The 18,316-nt window shown below is 60.1% G+C and carries 21 protein-coding genes; 16 read left to right on the forward strand and 5 right to left on the reverse strand.

Going from position 1 to position 18,316, the window contains the following annotated elements:
• The first annotated feature begins 8 nt into the window (after positions 1 to 8).
• The 8 genes from VGD10_RS03470 to VGD10_RS13335 all read left to right on the forward strand — a co-directional run bounded on the left by VGD10_RS03470 (position 9) and on the right by VGD10_RS13335 (position 7,028).
• Entirely contained in the window at positions 9 to 1,205 is a 1,197-nt protein-coding gene (locus VGD10_RS03470; protein ID WP_331039397.1) for a pilus assembly protein CpaE, read from the forward strand.
• Positions 1,205 to 2,584, forward strand: a complete 1,380-nt coding sequence (locus tag VGD10_RS03475) for a CpaF family protein (protein WP_414639495.1) — start codon at positions 1,205 to 1,207, stop codon at positions 2,582 to 2,584. Before VGD10_RS03470 ends, VGD10_RS03475 begins: the two co-directional genes overlap by 1 nt.
• On the forward strand, positions 2,584 to 3,585 hold the full coding sequence (locus VGD10_RS03480; RefSeq protein ID WP_331039398.1) for a type II secretion system F family protein: 1,002 nt from the start codon (positions 2,584 to 2,586) through the stop codon (positions 3,583 to 3,585). Before VGD10_RS03475 ends, VGD10_RS03480 begins: the two co-directional genes overlap by 1 nt.
• Position 3,586: 1 nt before the next feature.
• A complete protein-coding gene (locus VGD10_RS03485; RefSeq protein ID WP_331039399.1) occupies positions 3,587 to 4,558 on the forward strand; it encodes a type II secretion system F family protein in 972 nt (323 codons plus the stop codon).
• Positions 4,558 to 5,502 carry a LytR C-terminal domain-containing protein gene (locus tag VGD10_RS03490; protein WP_331039400.1) on the forward strand — a complete coding sequence of 315 codons (945 nt, stop codon included), beginning with the start codon at positions 4,558 to 4,560 and terminating at the stop codon, positions 5,500 to 5,502. Before VGD10_RS03485 ends, VGD10_RS03490 begins: the two co-directional genes overlap by 1 nt.
• Before the next feature lie 131 nt (positions 5,503 to 5,633).
• Positions 5,634 to 6,305, forward strand: coding sequence for a tetratricopeptide repeat protein (locus tag VGD10_RS03495; RefSeq protein ID WP_331039401.1), 672 nt, complete (start codon positions 5,634 to 5,636; stop codon positions 6,303 to 6,305).
• Positions 6,305 to 6,820 carry an A24 family peptidase gene (locus VGD10_RS03500; protein ID WP_331039402.1) on the forward strand — a complete coding sequence of 172 codons (516 nt, stop codon included), beginning with the start codon at positions 6,305 to 6,307 and terminating at the stop codon, positions 6,818 to 6,820. Before VGD10_RS03495 ends, VGD10_RS03500 begins: the two co-directional genes overlap by 1 nt.
• Before the next feature lie 25 nt (positions 6,821 to 6,845).
• Positions 6,846 to 7,028, forward strand: coding sequence for a DUF5818 domain-containing protein (locus tag VGD10_RS13335; RefSeq protein ID WP_414639497.1), 183 nt, complete (start codon positions 6,846 to 6,848; stop codon positions 7,026 to 7,028).
• A gap of 29 nt (positions 7,029 to 7,057) precedes the next feature.
• Here the strand turns inward: VGD10_RS13335 and VGD10_RS03505 are convergent, their stop codons facing one another.
• Positions 7,058 to 8,950, reverse strand: coding sequence for a PAS domain S-box protein (locus VGD10_RS03505; protein WP_331039403.1), 1,893 nt, complete (start codon positions 8,948 to 8,950; stop codon positions 7,058 to 7,060).
• Positions 8,951 to 9,124: 174 nt separating this feature from the next.
• Here VGD10_RS03505 and VGD10_RS03510 point away from each other — a divergent pair, with 174 nt between their 5' ends.
• Entirely contained in the window at positions 9,125 to 9,730 is a 606-nt protein-coding gene (locus tag VGD10_RS03510; RefSeq protein WP_331039447.1) for a response regulator transcription factor, read from the forward strand.
• Between the two features lie 28 nt (positions 9,731 to 9,758).
• On the opposite strand, the gene VGD10_RS03515 is transcribed toward VGD10_RS03510, so the two are convergent.
• Positions 9,759 to 10,385: a response regulator transcription factor gene (locus VGD10_RS03515; protein WP_331039404.1), complete on the reverse strand. Its 627-nt coding sequence runs from the start codon at positions 10,383 to 10,385 to the stop codon at positions 9,759 to 9,761.
• A complete protein-coding gene (locus VGD10_RS03520) occupies positions 10,385 to 12,007 on the reverse strand; it encodes a histidine kinase (RefSeq protein WP_331039405.1) in 1,623 nt (540 codons plus the stop codon). Before VGD10_RS03520 ends, VGD10_RS03515 begins: the two co-directional genes overlap by 1 nt.
• A gap of 225 nt (positions 12,008 to 12,232) precedes the next feature.
• Here VGD10_RS03520 and VGD10_RS03525 point away from each other — a divergent pair, with 225 nt between their 5' ends.
• From VGD10_RS03525 to VGD10_RS03555, 7 genes are all read left to right on the forward strand, one after another.
• On the forward strand, positions 12,233 to 12,580 hold the full coding sequence (locus VGD10_RS03525; protein WP_331039406.1) for a PilZ domain-containing protein: 348 nt from the start codon (positions 12,233 to 12,235) through the stop codon (positions 12,578 to 12,580).
• Complete coding sequence (locus VGD10_RS03530; RefSeq protein WP_331039407.1) at positions 12,577 to 13,233, forward strand: PilZ domain-containing protein; 657 nt, start codon at positions 12,577 to 12,579, stop codon at positions 13,231 to 13,233. Before VGD10_RS03525 ends, VGD10_RS03530 begins: the two co-directional genes overlap by 4 nt.
• A 108-nt stretch (positions 13,234 to 13,341) precedes the next feature.
• Positions 13,342 to 13,803 carry a D-Ala-D-Ala carboxypeptidase family metallohydrolase gene (locus VGD10_RS03535; RefSeq protein ID WP_331039408.1) on the forward strand — a complete coding sequence of 154 codons (462 nt, stop codon included), beginning with the start codon at positions 13,342 to 13,344 and terminating at the stop codon, positions 13,801 to 13,803.
• A 76-nt stretch (positions 13,804 to 13,879) separates the two neighbouring features.
• Complete coding sequence (glk, locus tag VGD10_RS03540) at positions 13,880 to 14,893, forward strand: glucokinase (RefSeq protein WP_331039409.1); 1,014 nt, start codon at positions 13,880 to 13,882, stop codon at positions 14,891 to 14,893.
• A 282-nt stretch (positions 14,894 to 15,175) separates the two neighbouring features.
• The gene (locus VGD10_RS03545) at positions 15,176 to 15,613 is read left to right on the forward strand and encodes an Rrf2 family transcriptional regulator (protein ID WP_331039410.1); all 438 of its coding nucleotides are present in this window, start codon (positions 15,176 to 15,178) and stop codon (positions 15,611 to 15,613) included.
• Complete coding sequence (locus VGD10_RS03550; protein ID WP_331039411.1) at positions 15,610 to 16,947, forward strand: FAD/NAD(P)-binding protein; 1,338 nt, start codon at positions 15,610 to 15,612, stop codon at positions 16,945 to 16,947. The genes VGD10_RS03545 and VGD10_RS03550 overlap by 4 nt, the downstream gene beginning before the upstream one ends.
• A complete protein-coding gene (locus VGD10_RS03555; protein WP_331039412.1) occupies positions 16,944 to 17,444 on the forward strand; it encodes a hypothetical protein in 501 nt (166 codons plus the stop codon). Before VGD10_RS03550 ends, VGD10_RS03555 begins: the two co-directional genes overlap by 4 nt.
• Here the strand turns inward: VGD10_RS03555 and VGD10_RS03560 are convergent.
• Positions 17,441 to 17,737, reverse strand: coding sequence for a hypothetical protein (locus tag VGD10_RS03560; protein WP_331039413.1), 297 nt, complete (start codon positions 17,735 to 17,737; stop codon positions 17,441 to 17,443). The two genes, VGD10_RS03555 and VGD10_RS03560, sit on opposite strands and share 4 nt — an antisense overlap.
• Before the next feature lie 3 nt (positions 17,738 to 17,740).
• Complete coding sequence (locus VGD10_RS03565; RefSeq protein ID WP_331039414.1) at positions 17,741 to 18,247, reverse strand: hemerythrin domain-containing protein; 507 nt, start codon at positions 18,245 to 18,247, stop codon at positions 17,741 to 17,743.
• Between the last annotated feature and the right edge of the window lie 69 nt (positions 18,248 to 18,316).

Genomic DNA, 18,316 nt, shown 5'->3' on the forward strand with positions numbered 1-18,316 from the left:
AAACACACATGAACCCGTCACCCGTGAGCCTGCCCATATGGCGCCCGCACAAGAAGGGGCTGCTCGTCGACGTCCTGCTCTCGGCCGATGGGATGGCCGCCTCCGACCAGCCGGATCCGGAGCTGAACGGCTTCGATCTCCGTCCAAGTCTTCTCGACGACAATGCGCCGATCGCATCGCAGCTTATGCCCGGGGCGCAGGCAGTGATCGTCGAGGTCAAGAAGGAAAGCCGCGCATCATCGGCTGCGCTCAACAAGTTGATTGCGGACGCACCAGGTCTTCCGGTGATTGCGGCTGTTCACAGCCCATCGCTCGCCGACATGCGAAACCTCATGCGACTTGGCGTGACGGACGTTGTTCCCCTCCCTCTCAACGCTACCGATCTCGTCGAAGCCCTCGAACGGCTCAGAACCGACATCGAGGCGCGTGGCGAGGCTGGGGGAAGCAGAGGCCGCCTGGTATCGATCGTGAAAAGCGTCGGCGGCGTCGGTGCTACTGCCCTCCTGACGCAGATCGCCGCCATTCATGCAGCGGGTGCGGGCGACGGACGCGAGACCTGCCTCATCGATCTCGACATCCAGCTCGGCAGCGCCTCTCTCTATCTTGGCGCGCTGCCGCCGCTTGGTATGAAAGATCTTCTCGACGCCGGCAGCCGCGCCGATGGCGCTCTTCTTCGTTCAGTGACGGCGAAACATTCCTCAGGTCTTCATTTCGTGGCCGCGCCGCAGGAAATGATGCCGATGGAGGCGGTCGGGTCCGATCAGATGATCGCTTTGCTCGACCTCGCGACGCGGGAATTCGATACGGTCTTCATCGATCTTCCGACGAATTGGACCAACTGGTCCTTCTCGGCGCTTGCTCGTTCGGATGCGATCCTGCTGGTGTCCGAATTGTCGATTGCGAGCCTCCGGCAGGCGCGCAGGCAGATCGAGCTGATCGAGCAACAGGGACTTTCAAACATCCCGCTGCACGTCGTCATGAACCGCGTCGAAAAGAGGCTCTTCCGCACCATCGACTTCAACGATGCGGCGCGCGCGCTCGGCCGCGATGTGGCGTTCACCGTGACGAACGACTTCGAGACGATGAGCACTGCGCTCGACCGGGGTGTGACCGTCTCGTCAATCAATAAGCGGAGCAGGATCGCCAAGGATCTCGGAGCGATTGCGGGCGCCTTGTCTCAGACCGCGACGAGGAGGGCGGGGTGATGTGGCAGATCAAGAAAAGCCCCGCGCCTGAAGATCTGCCTACGGGGGCAGAGCGCGAAACCGCAAGGTTGATGACCATTGGAGACGCGGCTGCGTTCCAGGACCTCGATCGCAACACAGACCTTAAGGTCGAGCTGCATCAAAGTCTCCTTGACCTCATCAATCTGTCGGCGCTGGAGGATATGTCCCGTCAGCAGATCGAGGACGAGCTTGGCGATATCATCGCCGAACAACTGGCGCTCCACAAACACGCCCTGAACCTGAGTGAGCGCAAGCAACTCACTAAAGACATCCTCGACGAATTGCTCGGCCTGGGCCCATTAGAGCCGCTCCTCAAGGATGCAACCATCACCGACATCCTCGTGAACGGCTACAATCGCATCTACGTCGAGCGTTATGGCGTGCTGGTAAAGAGCCCCGCCCGCTTCAAGGATGAGAAGCACCTGCTACGGATCATCCAGAAGATAGTGAGCGCCGTCGGCCGGCGGGTGGACGAGTCTTCGCCACTCGTCGATGCAAGGCTCGCTGATGGTTCTCGCGTAAACGCCGTAGTGCCGCCGCTTGCGGTCGATGGTTCGTTGCTCTCGATCCGCAAATTCGCCCGCGTGCCGATTGACATGGCTCGCCTGACCGAGATCGGAAGCGTTCCTGCAGAAATCGCGGAAGTGCTGCGCGCGATTGTCGCTGCCCGTCGCAACGTTCTTATCTCAGGCGGCACCGGCTCCGGCAAGACGACGCTGCTCAACGCGATGTCGGCGTTCATCGACGGTCGGGAGCGTATCGTCACGATTGAAGATTCCGCCGAGCTCCAGCTTCAGCAAGACCATGTCGTGCGGCTTGAAACCCGTCCCTCCAATATTGAAGGCAGTGGCGAAGTCACGCAGCGAGACCTGGTCAAGAACGCGCTTCGCATGCGGCCGGACCGGATCATTGTCGGCGAAGTCCGGGCCGGCGAGGCATTTGATATGCTCCAGGCCATGAACACCGGCCATGACGGCTCCATGACCACGGTGCACGCGAACACGCCCCGCGATGCCCTGTCCCGTGTTGAACAGATGATCGGCATGAGCGGTATCGACATCGCGCCGCGTTCGGCGCGAGCGCAGATCGCGTCGGCTCTCAACGTGATTATTCAGGTGGGGCGGCTTTTCGACGGGCGTCGGCGCCTCCTCAGCGTGGCGGAAATCACCGGCATGGAAGGCGAGGTCATTACCATGCAGGAAATCTTCCGCTTTCGGCAAACCGGCCGCACCGATGATGGAATGGTGCTCGGCCACTTCGAAGCGACCGGCATCCGTCCGAAATTTCTTGAAGAGCTGCAGCGGCACGGCCAGGAATTGGGCGCCGATCTCTTCCGGCCCGACAGGAAGATCGGCTGATGGACCCGTCCGCGATCCGCCTCATCATCCTCGCCGCGATGTTCGGATCCGTGATCCTGCTCGCGGAGCTCGGGGTCCGCTTCTTCGTCCGCAACAGACAGCAGGTCCGCGCGGTAAACGAGCGGCTGCAGCTGATCGCCCGCGGCATGAGCCGGGAAAAGGTGCTATCAAAGTTGCTGAGGGAGAAGCCTCAGCAGGCGATCTCCCTTCCGCCACCGCTCGCCGGCATGGCGAGAAAGCTGGAAAAGACCCTCGCCGGTGCCGGGCTCACTATTTCGGCATCGCAGCTTCTGCTGATGCTGATGCTGTCGGCTTTGGTGCTATTCGCTCTCCTTCTTGTGGTCGCCTATTTTAGCGGCATCCTGCTCAATAGCGGCAAAGTTCTGCTGATCGGCACCTTCGCCGTGGCGATCGGCTTCGGCCTCCCCCTCATTTACTTCGGGAGGAAAGCCGACCGGCGCCGCAAGAAGCTGACGGAGCAATTCCCGATCGCCCTAGATGTCTTCGTGCGCGGTCTTCGGGCGGGGCACCCGATCGCCGCGGCACTCGAACTGCTGACGCAGGAAATGACTGACCCTATCGGCAGCGAATTCGGTCTTGTCGTCGACGAAATGACCTACGGTGCGGACCTTCGCGACGCTCTCCAGAACATGGCAGATCGCTGCGGCGTCGATGACATGCAGATGTTCGTCGTGTCGCTTTCAGTTCAGGGTGAGACCGGCGGTAACCTGGCCGAAATCCTCGAAAACCTTTCGAAGGTTATTCGCGAGCGGGCGAGCATGATGATGAAGGTTCGAGCCTTGAGCTCGGAAGGACGAATGACCGCCGTCATGCTCACTGTCCTGCCAGTTCTGTCTTTCACCGGCCTCTTCATCCTCAATCCGCGCTTCTACCTGGATGTCGCCGACGATCCCGCCTTCATGCCGGGCTTTGTAGGCCTTCTCCTTCTCTACGGCATCGGCTTCTACATCATCCGCCGCATGGTGGACCTGAAGGTGTGACATGACGGTTTTGACTTCTCTGCCTTGGGTGACGAAACCTCTCCTGCTCCTCGCCGTATTTCTGCTTGTCGCGTTGGGGGCTCTGGCGACCTTGACCATCGCAAGCGGGCGTGTTGCCGTACGCCGTCGCCTAGAGGAGCAGCTTGGCAGGGGCCATGTCGTGCAGGCTGGCTCACTCCGCAACAAGGAGATTGAGAGCGCCTGGACCAGGCTCGTAAATCTGATTGAGAAGCAAGGACTTTCTCTCGCCGACACGAAGGACGACCAGCTCCGCGCCAAGCTTATCGCGGCTGGCTATACAGCTCCTTCCGCGCCGCGGATATTCACCCTCATCAGGCTCGTGCTGACCGTTGCGCTGCCAGCCTTCTTCGTCGTCTTGAGTTATATGAGCGCCAAAACGCCCGGGATGATGAAGCTGTATCTTATCGGCAGCGGCCTCGCACTTCTGGGACTTTATCTCCCCAACCTCTTCATCTCCGCCAAAGCCGACCGGCGGCGGCGCGAAATCCTCAACGGCTTTCCCGATGCGCTCGACCTTATGTTAGTATGCGTCGAGGCAGGTCTGGGGCTGGAAGCAGCCTTCGGCCGCGTTGGGCTCGAAATGACGCGGTCCCATCCGCTTCTTGCGGAGATACTCGGCACAGCAGTTCTTGAGATGCGCGCAGGTCGTTCGCGCGAAGATGCGCTACGCCGAATGAGCGAACGCGCCGGGATGGACGAGATCAGAGCCTTCACTACGCTCCTCATCCAGTCGAGCAAGCTTGGCTCCAGCATTGCTCAAACGCTGCGGATCTACGCTTCAGAAATGCGGGAACAAAGGCGACTACGGGCGGAGGAAAAGGCACACCGCTTGCCAGTTCTAATTTCGATCCCGCTCGTCGCCTGTATGCTTCCAGTGATGATTGGCGTGCTGATGCTGCCTGCCATCATCCGGGTCATCCGACAGCTTATGCCGGCTATGGGGGGCGGATAATGCGCGCGAACTTCTGGGCGAAGACTCTCTGTCTCGGCTTGTTGGCGACATCCTGCACGACGGCTAAATTCGAACCACGGCCAGTCGGAACTTCCTTCGTGCAGCCGCAGGAAACCAGCCGCTTCCTTGCCCAAGCCAAGGCGCAATTCAGATTGGGGAATATCGCGCTTGCGCTAGAAAATTTCAGAAAGGCAGCACGCCAGTCCCCTGAGAGTATAGATGCGCTGAACGGGATAGCGGCCTCATATGATCGCATGGGTCGCTTCGATCTTAGCCGCCGCTATTACGAAGAAGCGCTTGCACTTGGACCCGGCGACCCGAAAACCCGTCACAATTTCGCTGTATCTCTGCGGATGCAGGGTCTTCACGACCAAGCACTGGCCTTCGAGCAGGAAGAGCGAGCCTTCGACGGGGCGGAGCAAAGTCTCGCTCATGCAGAAGCCAAGCCTACGTTCGTCAGCCCGAAGGGGCAGTCGGTAACGGTCAGCCTGCCCCCTGCCCCTCCGCTCAAGCTAGCTACCGCGCAAGTTGATGATAGCCGCTCGGCATCTTCAGTTGAGGCTCCAGAAATGATCGTAAGCGACACGAAATCTGCGCCGCCGACCGTGCGGCGTCCTGCGACGAGCCCTCAAAAGCAGAGGGCGCATGCCGCTTCGATCCGTATCATGAACGCCGTCGGCCGCCGCGGGCAGGCGCGCCGCATGCAAACCTATCTGGCGGGCAAAGGATGGAGGAATAGCGCCATTGGCGATGCGGACAGGCAGCGCAGTCAAAGCATAATCCTTTATCCTGCGGGAAGCAGCGCAGCAGCCCAAGCGCTAGCACGCCAGCTTCCTTTCCGAACAACAGTATCGGCATCGCCGCTCGCAAGCCGGGTCGTCCTTCTTCTCGGCGGCAATTCGACCGCTTTCGATGATCGGCTAGGAGCCGGAAAGAAGGGATGAGGTGGCTCATCATCCTAATGGCAGCGCTTTTAGTGCCGGCGTCGCCTTCACATGCCTCAGCCGACAACAGCACCTATCTCCGTCAGGTTGAGGCGGCGCTCGCCGGGGGACGGCTGCTACAAGCCAGAAAAATGTTGGAGAAGGCGGAACAAGGCTGGGAAGCCCTTGGGTTGCCGCTACTTTGGGCGGAACTCTTCTATCAAGAGGGCGCCTATCAAGAGGCTCTCGCTAGATACACCGCCCTTGCCGCGCACGATCCGTCAAACGCGAGGACCGCTACCGGAGCCGGTCTCGCCGCTTTGAAATTATCGAAGCTTGAGGATGCGTGCCACTGGCTTGGCCACGCGACATCGCTTGCGAATGCGGGCTCAAAAGCCTGGAACGGTCTTGGCATATGTCTCGATCATAAGAAGGATTGGGCGGCGAGCGAGGCTGCCTACAAGCGGGCCCTGCATATCTCAGCTTCTGGGGCGATCTGGAACAATTATGGTTATTCGCTCCTGCTCCAGCAGCGTTACGAGGAGGCCGCAGACGCGTTCGGAAGAGCATCTGCGGATGCGCGCGTCAGATCGAAGGCTGCGCTCAACCTTGAGATTGCGGAAGCCTTGAAAGGCGCTACCCCCAAGCGAAGGCAAGGCGAACGTTCCGCCGATTGGGCGCGCCGCCTCAACAATGCGGGCTATGCGGCCTGGCTGCACGGCGACCCTGCGGCGGCAAAGACGCTGCTCGTAGAGGCATTGAAGGTCAGTGACGTTCACTTTGCCAAAGCTGAAGCCAATCTCCGGCTGGTGGAAAACCGCTAATGAACGCGTCTATCCTTCCGCTTTATGCCTTTTGCGCCCTCCTATTTCTCGGTGCGCTACAGGACGTTTTCACGCTCCGAATATCGAACTTTGTCTCGGCAGGTACCTTTTTGGCTGCCCTCCTCTTCGTCTTGCTGAACATGTCTGTGGGGGATTGGTGGCAGCACATCTTGTCATTCGTGCTCACGCTTGCCGTGGGAACATGGCTCTTCACCAGAGGCCTTTTGGGCGGAGGGGACGTGAAGCTGTTGGCGGCCGCGGCGTTGTGGTTCGATCTTTGGCAGCTCCTAACCTTTATCCTTGGGGTAGCTCTCGTTGGTGCAGGGGTGACAATGGCTGCTGTCACGATACGGCTGTTGGCTACGGCGACCGAGGAGACCAGCCTTCGCGCCCTTCGCCGAACGTCGGTACCTTACGGCGTCGCCATCGCCGCAGCCGCCATTTGGCTTGCAGCGACGAGCTACGCTTCTCCAACCGCGATACCAACAATCGAGGCAGAGGTCCGAAGTGACTGAAGGGGCAGTTCAGCGTCAATCCGGAATGCTGCTCCGCCAAAGGGGCGGAGCCATTTTGCAGGTGGCGGAGGGCGCTCTCTGGCGGCTTCAGCTGCATGATGACGTGGATCACCTTATCGGCAAGATCGTATCTGTGGAGGGCCTGCGCATCGAGCAAGACCTGCTTGAAGTTCTCAGGATTTCGGTGAGAGAAGAACCCGCGCATTAGCCGTATGGATATCGGTCAGAACGAAGCTTCTAAATTTTAGCTGCGTCCCGTGACCGTTTCGACAATGGCAGCGTGAACTCGAACTTCGTGCCTTGACTATCCGCAGGGGAGACGTTGATCCGCCCCCCGTGGGCTTCCACGATCGTGCGGCAGATCGAGAGACCTAGCCCCATTCCATCCGGCTTAGAACTTTCGAAGGCTGTGAAGAGATGTGCGGCGGCTTCGCTGTCGAGACCCCGCCCCGTGTCCGACACGCTCACGCAAACCATATCCCGCCCAGCGCTGGCGGTATTGATTGTGAGCTTTCGAACGGCAGAGTTCTCCATCGCTTCGATGGCGTTTCGAATAAGGTTGATCAGCACCTGCTGTATCTGGACCTTGTCCGCTAGAACGTGAACCGGCTTTTGTTCGTAGCTGAAGCTCGTTTCGATCCCTCTTTCTCGTGTTCCAATCAGGGCAAGGGTAGCCGCCTCGTCGATAAGAGATGTCAAATTGACGTCCGACCGCCTCACATGCCCCCGCTTAACGAAGTCTCTCAACCGCCTGACGATCTGACCCGCGCGAAATGATTGAGCGGAAAGATCGCGGAGAAGATGCTTCACCGCCTTCTTATCGACGTCAGGCTTGTCCAGCATCAACTCCGCCGCCTCCGCAAAGCTCGCTATCGCGGTCAGCGGTTGGTTCAGCTCGTGGGCAAGCGTCGACGCCATGGTGCCCATCGCCGTCAGGCGAGCGGCGTGCGTCAATTCGGATTGGAGGCGTTCGACCTCTTTCTCGAAGCGTCTTTTCTCGGTGAGATCTTCTACGAAGCCCGTGAATAAGAGCTCCTCCTCCGTCGCTACCTCGCAAATCGTAAGCTTCATCGGAAAGGTCGTACCGTCGGCTCGACAGCCTCTTAGATAATGAGGAGCGGCGGTGATGGCCTCGTTGGCCGTCTGGATATAGTGCGAAACGAGAGCTTGGTTGTAATCCCTATATTCCGGAGGCGAGAGTATGGACACATTGGATCCGACGACATCGGCCTCCGCATAGCCGAAGAGACGTTCGGCAACCGCGCTGAAGGAGCTGATCGAGCCTGTCTTGTCCACCACTACCATTGCGTCAGGAATAGTCGACAATATGGAGCGCAGATGCTGCTCCCGCCGCTCAAGCGCGCTCGCCAAGGCACGCCGTTCGGTTATGTCTCGTACGAGCTTTGCAAAACCGCGCAATTGGCCGCTACCGGTTTTTAACGGCGTAATCGTCACTTCGCCGAGGAACCGGGATCCGTCTCCTCTCACCTGGAGATGTTCGGTCGAATAAGAACCCTGCTGCAGAGCCAAGAAGAGATCCTGATGGGCTTTTCCCGCTGCAGCTTCTTCCGCAGGATAGAAGGTGGTGCTGGGCTTCCCTAAAATCTGCTTTTCCTCCCAACCGTACATGCGCTGCGCGCCGCTGTTCCAAAGCGATACCTTGCCCGCTTCATCCACCATGAAGATCGCGTATTCCCTCGCGCCCTGGAGCAGCAGGTCAAAGCTCTCACTCGCTTGACGGGAAATACGCGCCTCTTCTTCGGCCTCCTGCTTATGTTGGTCCGAGGTTCGTCGCGCCGTTGCCACATGCTCCGCCAACCATACGACGCCGAAGGCTTCTATGATGAACAGAAGCGCCTGGACCTGTGCGGGAGTGGTGTTGACGACGGCTGCGGGGAAAAGGCTGACACCGGCGAACAACGACAGAATGGCGCTTAGAAGTGCCGGCTGACGGCCAAGATAAATGGCGCTGAGGAGCACCGCTGGAACGAACAGGATGAATTGTGAGCGATCGCCCAGTGCGGGTTGCAAAAGGCTTCGAAGCACATAGCCGAGCACCACCAGCGAAATCGCCGCGACAAATGGCAGAACCCTGTCCAGAACGGACCCAACAGGCCACCTCCTGTCCATCAGCCGAGGCTCCTTTGCGCTCTAACTCATGCGAAACTCGATACTTACACTATGTCGTCGTGGCGAACTAAAACTGATTTAGGCTTGAATGCCTTTTCATGATACGACACACTCACTTTGAGGACGTCGCGATCACGTTCAAGTCAGTCCCCTGCCGGAGCGTGCGCGGGGAAGCTGGTTCACCTCGTCGATGACGACGAGGCTGTTCGTAATGCCGTTTCTGCCCTGCTGTCGTCAGCGGGTTATGAGGTGTTAACATATAAACTTGGCACAGAACTTCTGAAGAAGGGTGCCGACCTGCAGCCGGGCTGCTTGCTCCTCGACATCCGCATGCCTGAAATGAGCGGACTGGAATTGCAGAAAGCTCTGCGGGACGACGGCATCAATCTTCCGGTCGTCATCATCAGCGGTCACGGCGACATTGGCCAAGCGGTATCGGCGGTGAAGGCGGGGGCCGTTCAGTTCATCGAGAAACCGTTCAAGGCAGCAAAACTGCTCAGCGCACTTGAGGAGGCTTTCTCCGACCTAGAAAAATCGTCTCTGGAGCAGCCTGACTCTTCCGCCCGGGCAAAGTCCGCGCTGATGGCTCTCACTCCGCGGGAGCGTCAGGTCCTGATCGGGATGTCCAAGGGACAATCGAACAAGAATATCGCCAATGGTCTCAACATCAGCCCGAGAACAGTCGAGATCCACCGGGCTAATCTAATGGCGAAGCTCGACGTCAAAAATTCATCCGAGGCGTTGCAGATCGCATTCCACGCCGGACTGCATTTGGAATGATGTCGTACAAGGAGGTCTGCCGAGCTCGTCAGCTCACTCCCAAATCACGTGCGTGCATTGCAAGCTCTGTCCGGTTACTCACCCCCATGCGCTGATAAAGGCGGTGAAGATAGACCTTCACCGTTCCCTCAGTGATCTTGAGTTCGTCTGCGATTTCGCGATTGCGGCGGCCCGCAGCGACAAGCTTCATGACTAGCTGTTCTCTCGCTGATAGCCTTGCCCCTTTCGGCCTCGGAGGTTCGGTGACAGCGGCATCAAGTGCCCTCTCTAAAAGGTTTTTGTCGATCCAGCGGCCTCCGGCGAGTACCCTCTCAAGACATTCCAGAAGCAACTCTTGCGCGCTTTCTTTAAGGACGATGCCGTTCACTCCCGTCTGGATCGCTTCTATTAGGTCGCTATCCTCCACGTTCGCCGTCAACAGCACCACGGGCGCGGGAACCCTCCGGCTTCGCAAGATGCGAAGAATGTCGAGGCCGCTCCGCTTGGGCATTCGCACATCGAGCAGCAGCAGGTCGGCAGTTTCCGTTTCCAAAAAATCGAGAACCGCAGCTCCATCGTGCAATGCCGCTACGACTTCATAGTTGGTGCCGCGCAGTACTGCCTGCACACCTGAAAGGATGATCGGATGGTCGTCGGCAAGGAGAAGGCGGACCATCAGGCGGCTTTCAGGGGTAGGCTGATCGTAAGACAGGATCCCTTTCCGCCTGACTTGAGATGAAGATTACCGCCGCTCTCCTGTACACGCTCATGAAGCGACCACGGGCCTATCCGCTGCGCCCGAAGTTCCGCGTCCTTGAAATCGCCGTGAACTGGAAAACCATGTCCATCGTCTGCAATCTCTAGCTGCAGGCGCTCGTCCAACAATTGTGCCCTCACGGAGAGGTTCTTCGCCTTTCCGTGTCTCACCGCATTCGACAGCGCCTCGCGTATAAGCAGATCCACAGCTCTCCGGAGAGCAGCCGGGGCCTGGATGGTTGGGTGCTCGGCGCGAAAAATGCAGTTGATATGCCACTGATGGGCGAGACGGGCCGTAAGGCTCTCAAGATGCTGGGACAGGTTGCCCATCTGCGCGATGCCTCTGCCGCCGCGGAGGACAATGATAAAGTTTCGGAGGTCTTTCTGCTCCCGCTTCAACTCCTCCTGCAGTGAGTCGAGTTCCTCTTCGACCCCAGGATTGTTCGGTACCGATTTCCGGATGCCTTCAAGGCGCATGGAAACGCCTGCGAGGAATTGCGTCACGCTATCGTGGAGGTCGCGGGCAAGGAAGAGGCGCTCGCTGGTGACCGCCGCCTCGCTAGACCGCATAAGCGTGGCTCCGCGCTCGAACGCAGCCGAGATCGAACTGGCCAGGCTTTCGCCCAGTTCCAGGGCGTCCGATGATAAGGTGGCCGCTCCCATGACCAGCAGCTCGCCCTGAACTTGGCTTGCATTTATCGGGATGCGCAGTCCTTCAGCGATCGCAAATTGCTGGACGAAGGCTTGGTGGAAAGGTGTCTGCCGACTCAGCAGCGTTTTGACGCCTCCCGAAGCAGCGAGCAAACGCCCTCGACGACAGTCGAAAAGGAATATCCTGGAAGGCGCGGAAGCATGAAGAATGCAAGGCATCTCTCTCGGGCTGAAACGACGGCGCGAAGATAGACCTTCGTCATATTCGGAAACATTGATCCAGGGCTCTTCACTCTCCCACCAGGCGAAGATGCATCGACGCGCATTTAACTGCTCGGCCGCATAAGCTGCAGCCTGCTCGGCAAGCGCGGCGTTGGAAAGCTTATCTGGTGCAAGAGCAGGTGCTGTTTCCCGCTGCCTCTGACGCCTGTCCGACCACAGGATAAGCGCCGAGAAGACGGTGAGATAGGCACCGCCGATGATGAAGTGCGGAAGGCTGAAATTCTGACCTGCCCAAATCCAGGTCCAGAGGCTCGCCAGAAGATAAAGGAGAGCGACGAGTATCGTGGTGAGGGCGGCCTCTCGCCAACCCCAGCGCAATGCCGCTGACAGGATCAGGAAGATCGAGAACGGGAAAAAGGGGCTGGTATAGCCGTTCGTCAAAGCCACAAGGGAAGCGAAGGCAATGAGGTCCATGGCGTGGGCTGGACCTCCCAGCCGCCGCTCGAGCCACCAGTCGTTCCACGTCGCGATAAGGTAGGCTGCCGACAAGGCCGCATACCATCCTAACAGCGCATAGGCGACGGCCGGCCCGCTCGTGAATTCGGTGGCATCAAACCAGAACGCCAACAAAAAGCAGCCCGCCAGCAGGCCTCTTCCCGCTGCCAGCACTCGACCTGATTGATTATGAAATAACCCTGCCCCCATTTGCGGGAGGATTATACGCCCCAGTTCAAGTTTTCTATGTTTTCTTTTACATAGTACGTTGGTTTTTAATCAAGCTACAAGTAGCTCGAACTATATAAATATCTAATAATAAATCTATTGTTGACCTATATTTATAGCTTAACAATTCCTAAACCCGTCTTCGCTAGACCTTACGGGTCGAGGTGCAGAATGAACGCTTATAACTGGGCAAGCAGGCAGGTCGACGCAGTTGGCGGCGAGACTGAGCACGAGTCTGATCGCTTCTACACACACCTTCGCACGACGATCTTCTCCGAAGACTCACTGCCCATGCCGGTCCTCCTGAAGGATATTTCCTCCGGCGGTTTCATGGGCGAGTGCCCGAATTTCGTCCGCATCGGCAGCTGCATAAGCATCCACTTGCCGGTGATCGGTTCGGTCGAAGCCCTGGTGGTTTGGGCCCTGCAGGGACGGCTGGGAGCAAGATTCTTCCATCAGATCTCATCCTGCTACTTGGCCAAGCATTTTGCCCCTCAAGAGGAGGGCCGAACCCGATGAAGCACGAAAGGCTGCACTCGGGAGCCGACACCCTCGACCTTCGTCGCAGCAACCGCTCTCACGCCCTGCTATCCGCCTGTCTCGATGTGGAGGGCACGGCAGTCCCGATACGCTTGAGAAATATATCCACCACCGGTGCGCTGGTGGATGTGCCGTGTTCCATCCAAGTGGGTGCGGCTGTCACTTTGAGGCGGATGCAAGTTGCAGTTCAAGCGACGGTCGCCAGAGTGGAGGAACATAGGGTTGGTCTTCGCTTCGATGAACCGCTTTGCCATGCGAAACTGCGCTTGCTCAAGCTGGGCAGGGCCCAACTCCGATCCTCGGAAGTAAATTACAGCCCGGAGGATGGTGACGCTGGGAAAGACAGGTACGCACCCGTTCGAAGGCTCAAGCCCACCCTCAGCATGCTTGAGATGGAGCTTTCGAAGGAACTGCTTCTGGCATCGGCGCTTCTTGGACGAAGCATTGAGCCGCTCTCGAAGGACTTCCCCCTCCTACCTAAGGTGGAAAATTATATTCGAGACGCGGACTTCGTCGTGAGGCTGCTTCGAAATATATCTCTTATAATGTCGTCCGCCGACAAAAAGGCGGCAATCACCCAAATAGACATGGCCGCTCTCGAAGGACGGCTCCGGGGAGTCGTCGGGAAGTAATCAGGGCAGAACATACTCCGCTTCGTCTTTCAAAACCCGCCGCAATTCGATACTATTTAGGGCTTGAGCTCGTCATGGGGTCGCGAGCCATTTCGAGGAACAATAAGCGTGATCGATCCGGCTCTGATGGCACTACTGCTTGCCGTTGCCGGCCAAGGTACCGACTTCGGAGTGCGCACGGCCCCAGGCTGGGTGTCGCCGCAGCCGTCAAAGCAACTGGCACAGGAGCCTTTTGTCAAAGCTGCATTCGATCTCACCTCCGCGGCTGCGTTGGGCAGGAAGTGGGGAACCGTCACAAGCACCAGACGGACACCGGCGCGCAACCGCGCTGTCGGCGGCGTTGCCAACAGCTTCCACCTCTCAGGCCGCGCAATCGACATCGCGCGCCGCGGCGGCATCAGGCATTCGCAAATCGAAGCCGCATTCCGACAGGCAGGCTACCACCTCGTAGAATCTCTCGATGAAGGAGACCACAGCCACTTCGCCTTCGGCACGCCACGACGCCGTGACGAGGGGAAGTCTGAGCAGTCCACCATCTGGAAGGTCATTCGAGCTCCCGGCAGCCGCTAATAGTCCCTTTGTGGAGTGTAGCGTGGCTTGATGAGCAGGTGAACCGCGGGCAGAACGGCGCATTCTATATGCGGTTATGTCCGACCTCGTGATCAGAAGCCATGTCGCCGGCGCATCGGCCCATGGGGAAGTCGTCGCCGTCGATATCGGCGGTACCCATGCGCGATTTGCTCTCGCCGAGGTGAGGGAAGGGCGGGTTCTTCAGCTTGGTGCTGCTTGCACGCTGAAGACGGCGGAGCATGAAAGCCTGGAAGTCGCTTGGCGGGTCTTTGCACGCGAAGCGGGACGGCCGTTGCTGCGCGCGGCGGCGATTGCCTTTGCCGGGCCTGTGCAGGGGGAGATGCTGAAGCTTACTAACAACGGCTGGATCGTTCGCCCCGATCGATTGAAAGAAGAAATCGGCGTCGAGCGCCTTCTTCTGATCAACGACTTCGGCGCCGTCGGGCATGCCGTCGCGCAGCTTGGAGAAGAGCATTTCAGGCATCTCTGCGGGCCTGAAGCGCTGCTTCCGGATGAAGGCGTCATCAGCATCGTTGGCCCTGGCACAGGGCTTGGGGTGGCGATGCTCCGTCGGCACCCGCGGGGCTATGAGGTCATCGAAACGGAAGGCGGGCACATCGATTTCGCGCCCATTGACAGCATCGACGACGAGATACTCGCCTTTCTTCGGAAGCGGTTCGGGCGGGTGTCGGTGGAGCGGCTGGCGTCAGGCTCTGGGCTCCGCAACATCCACGACGCTCTAGCAGAGCGTGAGGGGCAGAGTACGGCCATTGTTGACGATAAAGCGCTCTGGGCTGCCGCGCTCAATAGTTCCGACAGGCTTGCATCGGTGGCCTTAGAAAGATTCTTCTTTACGCTCGGCTCGGTCGCGGGCGACGTAGCGCTAGTACAGGGAGCGAAGGCGGTGGTAATTGCGGGCGGGCTTGGCCTGCGGCTGGCGGACCGGCTGGGCTCCTCTGGCTTTGCCGGGTGCTTTGTCGCCAAAGGGCGTTTCCAAAGCATGATGGAAACGATGCCGGTCAAGATCCTCACGCACGAGCAGCCCGGCCTGTTCGGCGCGGCTGCTGCCTTCGCGAAGTGTATCGCCTAGTCGGCCGGGACGAGGCGCCTCTCTTTGAAGTCGAAGCTGTCGCCCTCAGCGAGCACATGCACCTTCACGTCATACATGGACAGGGTGTTGTCGGACTTGGCTTCGGCAACCTTCGAATGACTGACGCCGGTGCCGTCGACGACACAGATCGCGCTGTCGCCAATGACCAGACTAAGGGTGTCCTGTCGATCTGCTGGCGGACCAGCCGCGCCCCACTGGCCGACGCACCCTACGCAGACTTCCTCCTCTGGCCTTCTGAAGGCGCCCGGCTTATGAGGCCTTATGCTTTCTCAACGCACGCGGTACACAATGCGGGCGCTCCTCCACCTGGCCGACCGCTACGGCGAAGGCCCTGTGCAGCTGAGCGAGATTGCCGCTGCGCAAAACATCCCCCCGAAATTTCTCACCGTGATGCTCTCGCAGATGCGGCGCGCGGGCGTGGTGGAATCGATGCGGGGCCGGGAAGGCGGCTATTGGCTCGCCAAGCATCCGAAGCAGATCAGCTATGGCGAGATCGTCCGCCTGACGCGCGGCTCGCTCGGCCTTCTGCCCTGCGCAAGCCGCTACGCCTATGAAAGCTGCAAGCATTGCATCAGCGAGGACAAGTGCCGGCTGCATCGCGTAATGCTGATGGTGCGGGACGAAACGGCGCGCATTCTGGACAATCTCAGCCTCGCCGATCCCGTGCCGCAGGAGATGCATCAGGGGCCTGAAGAGTGAGGCCGCGCCAGGTCGCCATCATCGGCGGCGGCTATTCCGGAGCGCTTCAGGCGCTGAACCTCCTCCGCCATGGCGATGCCCGCGTAACTCTGATCGAGCGGGCGCACCGGCCGGGGCGGGGCGTCGCCTACAGCACGCCGCATGCCGACCATCTTCTCAACGTCCGCGCCGGACGGATGAGCGCCTTTCCCGACCAGCCGGATCATTTCGCCGCCTGGCTGGAAGCGCGCGGCGAGGGCGATGGCGCGAGCTTCGCCGAGCGCCGCATCTACGGCACCTATCTGGAGGAGCTGCTTGCCAGTGCGCCCGGCGACCGGCTTCGGATCGTCCGCGATGAAGCGGTCGGTGTGGTCGCCACAGATGGCGCGGAGCGCGTGAAGCTCAGGAGCGGCGACGAGATTGAAGCAGATACGGTCATCCTCTCTATCGGCAATCTGCCGCCGGAACGGCCGCGTGCCATACCGGCCGACCTTCCTCCGAGCGTCTATGTCGAAGATCCATGGAGCGCCGACATCGCGGCTGACCTGACGGGGGACGATCAGGTGCTGCTAATCGGCACCGGCCTAACCGCGGTCGATGCCGCGCTGATGCTGGATGCTGCAGGTTTCCAAGGGATCATTCTCGCCATGTCACGGCGCGGGCTTGCCCCCCGCTCGCACGACCGTGCGCCTCATGCCGTTCCGGACTTGCAGGAGCCGCTCGCCGCCGACCTCAGTAAGCTGCTCGGTCAGGTCCGGAGAACGGGAGAAGCAATTGGGTGGCAGGTGGCGGTGGATCAGCTTCGGCCGCACACCCAGCCGCTTTGGGCAGGCGCGACCGTTGAGGAGCGGCGGCGCTTCCTTCGTCATCTCCGGCCGTGGTGGGACGTGCACCGTCACCGCATCGCCCCGGAAATCGCGAACCGGATTGCTGGGATGGAGAGGGAAGGGCGGCTCCGTTTCGCAGCGGGCAAGCTTTCTTCCATTGAGCGGAGCGACGATGGCGCGCGCGTAAGCTGGCGTCCGCGAGGGGCGGAGGAGGAAGAGACCTTCACTGCCGCCCGCATCGTTAATTGTACCGGCCCGCGAGCCAACATCCAGCGGTCGGGCGAGACGCTGCTGGACCGTCTCGTCAGCGAAGGCCGCGTTCGTCCCGATCCGTGCCGCATCGGCATCGACGTGGATGAAGGCTGCCGTGTGATCAGTCGCGATGGAACGCCGTCCGCTAGTTTCTACGCGATCGGCCCCATGACGCGCGGCGCGCTTTGGGAGATCGTCGCGGTGCCGGACCTGCGCGTGCAGACGGACGTGCTCGCCCGCTTCTTGTCCTCGCAAAAATTGGGGGCAACGGCTTGAGCAAACCGAAACTCGGTCTCGGCAGTCGTCTCGTGATCGGAGGCATCGCCGGTTTCGTCGGCACCTTAGCCATGACGGCGGCGATGCGGCGCATGCATCAGAAGCTGCCGGCGGAAGAGCGTTATCCGCTGACGCCGCGCGAAATCATCGACTCAGCGGGCGGCGAAGCCTTGCCAGATGAGGCGACGAAGGACGTCACCACAGCAGCCCACTTCGCCTACGGCGCCGCTTCCGGATCGTTGCTGGGCGCGATCAGCCCGCGCACCGGCCCCGCAGGAGGGGCACTCGCGGGCGTCGGTATCTGGCTCGCCAGCTATATGGGCTGGATACCCGCGGCGCGCATCCTGAAGCCCGCAACCGAGCACCCCCGCCGCCGCAACCTGCTGATGATCGGCGCGCACCTCGTTTGGGGCGCGGCGACGGCGCTGTCGATGCGCGAGCTTCGGCAGGCGCGCGAAACGATGGGACGGTCCCGACAAGGATGCGCCGGCGGCTAGTCCACCCGCGAATTGACGGCGGGCGGATCGCTCGCCGGGAAGCTCTCGTCCGACGCTTCGTCTACCTTGCTCCAATTCTTCGGCGGGTCGCGCATTGCTTCGGGGCCGGCCGGCCGGGCATTGCCGCTATCGCCGACGGGGCCCAGCGGACGCCGTCCGGAGAGCGCCGGAGCGAAACGGGAATCCCTGCCGCTTCCGCTTCGCCCGCCCGTGAACCGGCGGCTGAGGAAATAACCCGCAACGGCCGCGCAGGCCGCGCCGATACCGGTGATGATCGCAGTCTTTCTTTCCATGCCTTACATCGTCTCCAAAGTCGCTGGCATCGCCGGCGGCAGACCTTCGCTTTCCGCCTGCTGCATCAGCTCCGCCTTGCGCGCGGCCATCTGCTCACCAAGCGCCTCGAGGTCGACATCTGCCTTCCGCGCCTGGGTAAACATATTGCCCTGCTGCTTTTCCTCTTCCTTCACGTGGTGCTCGATCTGCTCCTGCAGCACCTTCACCTTGGCCTCGTAGAATTGCTCATCCGGGCCGCCGGCCTCGATCTCGTTGATCAGCACCTTGGCCCCGTCATGCTCCACATAGGCTTCGTTGAGGTCCTCGTCCTCAATCTTGCCGCGGAGCGCCGGATAGAAAATCTCCTCCTCGATCATCGCGTGGATCTTGAGCTCGGTGCAGATCTGCTTCGCGATCTTTTCCTTGCGTCCGTCGCCGCTCGCTTTCTCGAATTGCTCGAAAAGCTCCTCCACCTTGCGGTGATCCTCCGCGAGAAGCTTGGTCGCGTCCTGCTTGCCTTGGCTTGCCATGAATGCCTCCTGTTCTGGCTCTGGAACCATTGGCCCTAAGGCGCGGTTCCGTGGCCGACATGCAGTTCG

Origin of the sequence: Allosphingosinicella sp., assembly GCF_036402135.1 — a bacterium.
Classification (GTDB): domain Bacteria; phylum Pseudomonadota; class Alphaproteobacteria; order Sphingomonadales; family Sphingomonadaceae; genus Allosphingosinicella.

Bases quoted from the DNA above. Each gene is read 5' to 3' on its own strand.
- VGD10_RS03500 (WP_331039402.1), top strand. From the start codon at position 6,305: ATGAACGCGTCTATCCTTCCGCTTTATGCCTTTTGCGCCCTCCTATTT.
- VGD10_RS03475 (WP_414639495.1), top strand. From the start codon at position 1,205: ATGTGGCAGATCAAGAAAAGCCCCGCGCCTGAAGATCTGCCTACGGGG.
- VGD10_RS03515 (WP_331039404.1), bottom strand. From the start codon at position 10,385: ATGGTCCGCCTTCTCCTTGCCGACGACCATCCGATCATCCTTTCAGGT.
- VGD10_RS03505 (WP_331039403.1), bottom strand. From the start codon at position 8,950: ATGGACAGGAGGTGGCCTGTTGGGTCCGTTCTGGACAGGGTTCTGCCA.
- glk (WP_331039409.1), top strand. From the start codon at position 13,880: ATGTCCGACCTCGTGATCAGAAGCCATGTCGCCGGCGCATCGGCCCAT.
- VGD10_RS03490 (WP_331039400.1), top strand. From the start codon at position 4,558: ATGCGCGCGAACTTCTGGGCGAAGACTCTCTGTCTCGGCTTGTTGGCG.
- VGD10_RS03565 (WP_331039414.1), bottom strand. From the start codon at position 18,247: ATGGCAAGCCAAGGCAAGCAGGACGCGACCAAGCTTCTCGCGGAGGAT.
- VGD10_RS03545 (WP_331039410.1), top strand. From the start codon at position 15,176: ATGCTTTCTCAACGCACGCGGTACACAATGCGGGCGCTCCTCCACCTG.
- VGD10_RS03495 (WP_331039401.1), top strand. From the start codon at position 5,634: ATGTTGGAGAAGGCGGAACAAGGCTGGGAAGCCCTTGGGTTGCCGCTA.
- VGD10_RS03470 (WP_331039397.1), top strand. From the start codon at position 9: ATGAACCCGTCACCCGTGAGCCTGCCCATATGGCGCCCGCACAAGAAG.
- VGD10_RS03525 (WP_331039406.1), top strand. From the start codon at position 12,233: ATGAACGCTTATAACTGGGCAAGCAGGCAGGTCGACGCAGTTGGCGGC.
- VGD10_RS03485 (WP_331039399.1), top strand. From the start codon at position 3,587: ATGACGGTTTTGACTTCTCTGCCTTGGGTGACGAAACCTCTCCTGCTC.
- VGD10_RS03530 (WP_331039407.1), top strand. From the start codon at position 12,577: ATGAAGCACGAAAGGCTGCACTCGGGAGCCGACACCCTCGACCTTCGT.
- VGD10_RS03480 (WP_331039398.1), top strand. From the start codon at position 2,584: ATGGACCCGTCCGCGATCCGCCTCATCATCCTCGCCGCGATGTTCGGA.
- VGD10_RS13335 (WP_414639497.1), top strand. From the start codon at position 6,846: ATGCTGCTCCGCCAAAGGGGCGGAGCCATTTTGCAGGTGGCGGAGGGC.
- VGD10_RS03560 (WP_331039413.1), bottom strand. From the start codon at position 17,737: ATGGAAAGAAAGACTGCGATCATCACCGGTATCGGCGCGGCCTGCGCG.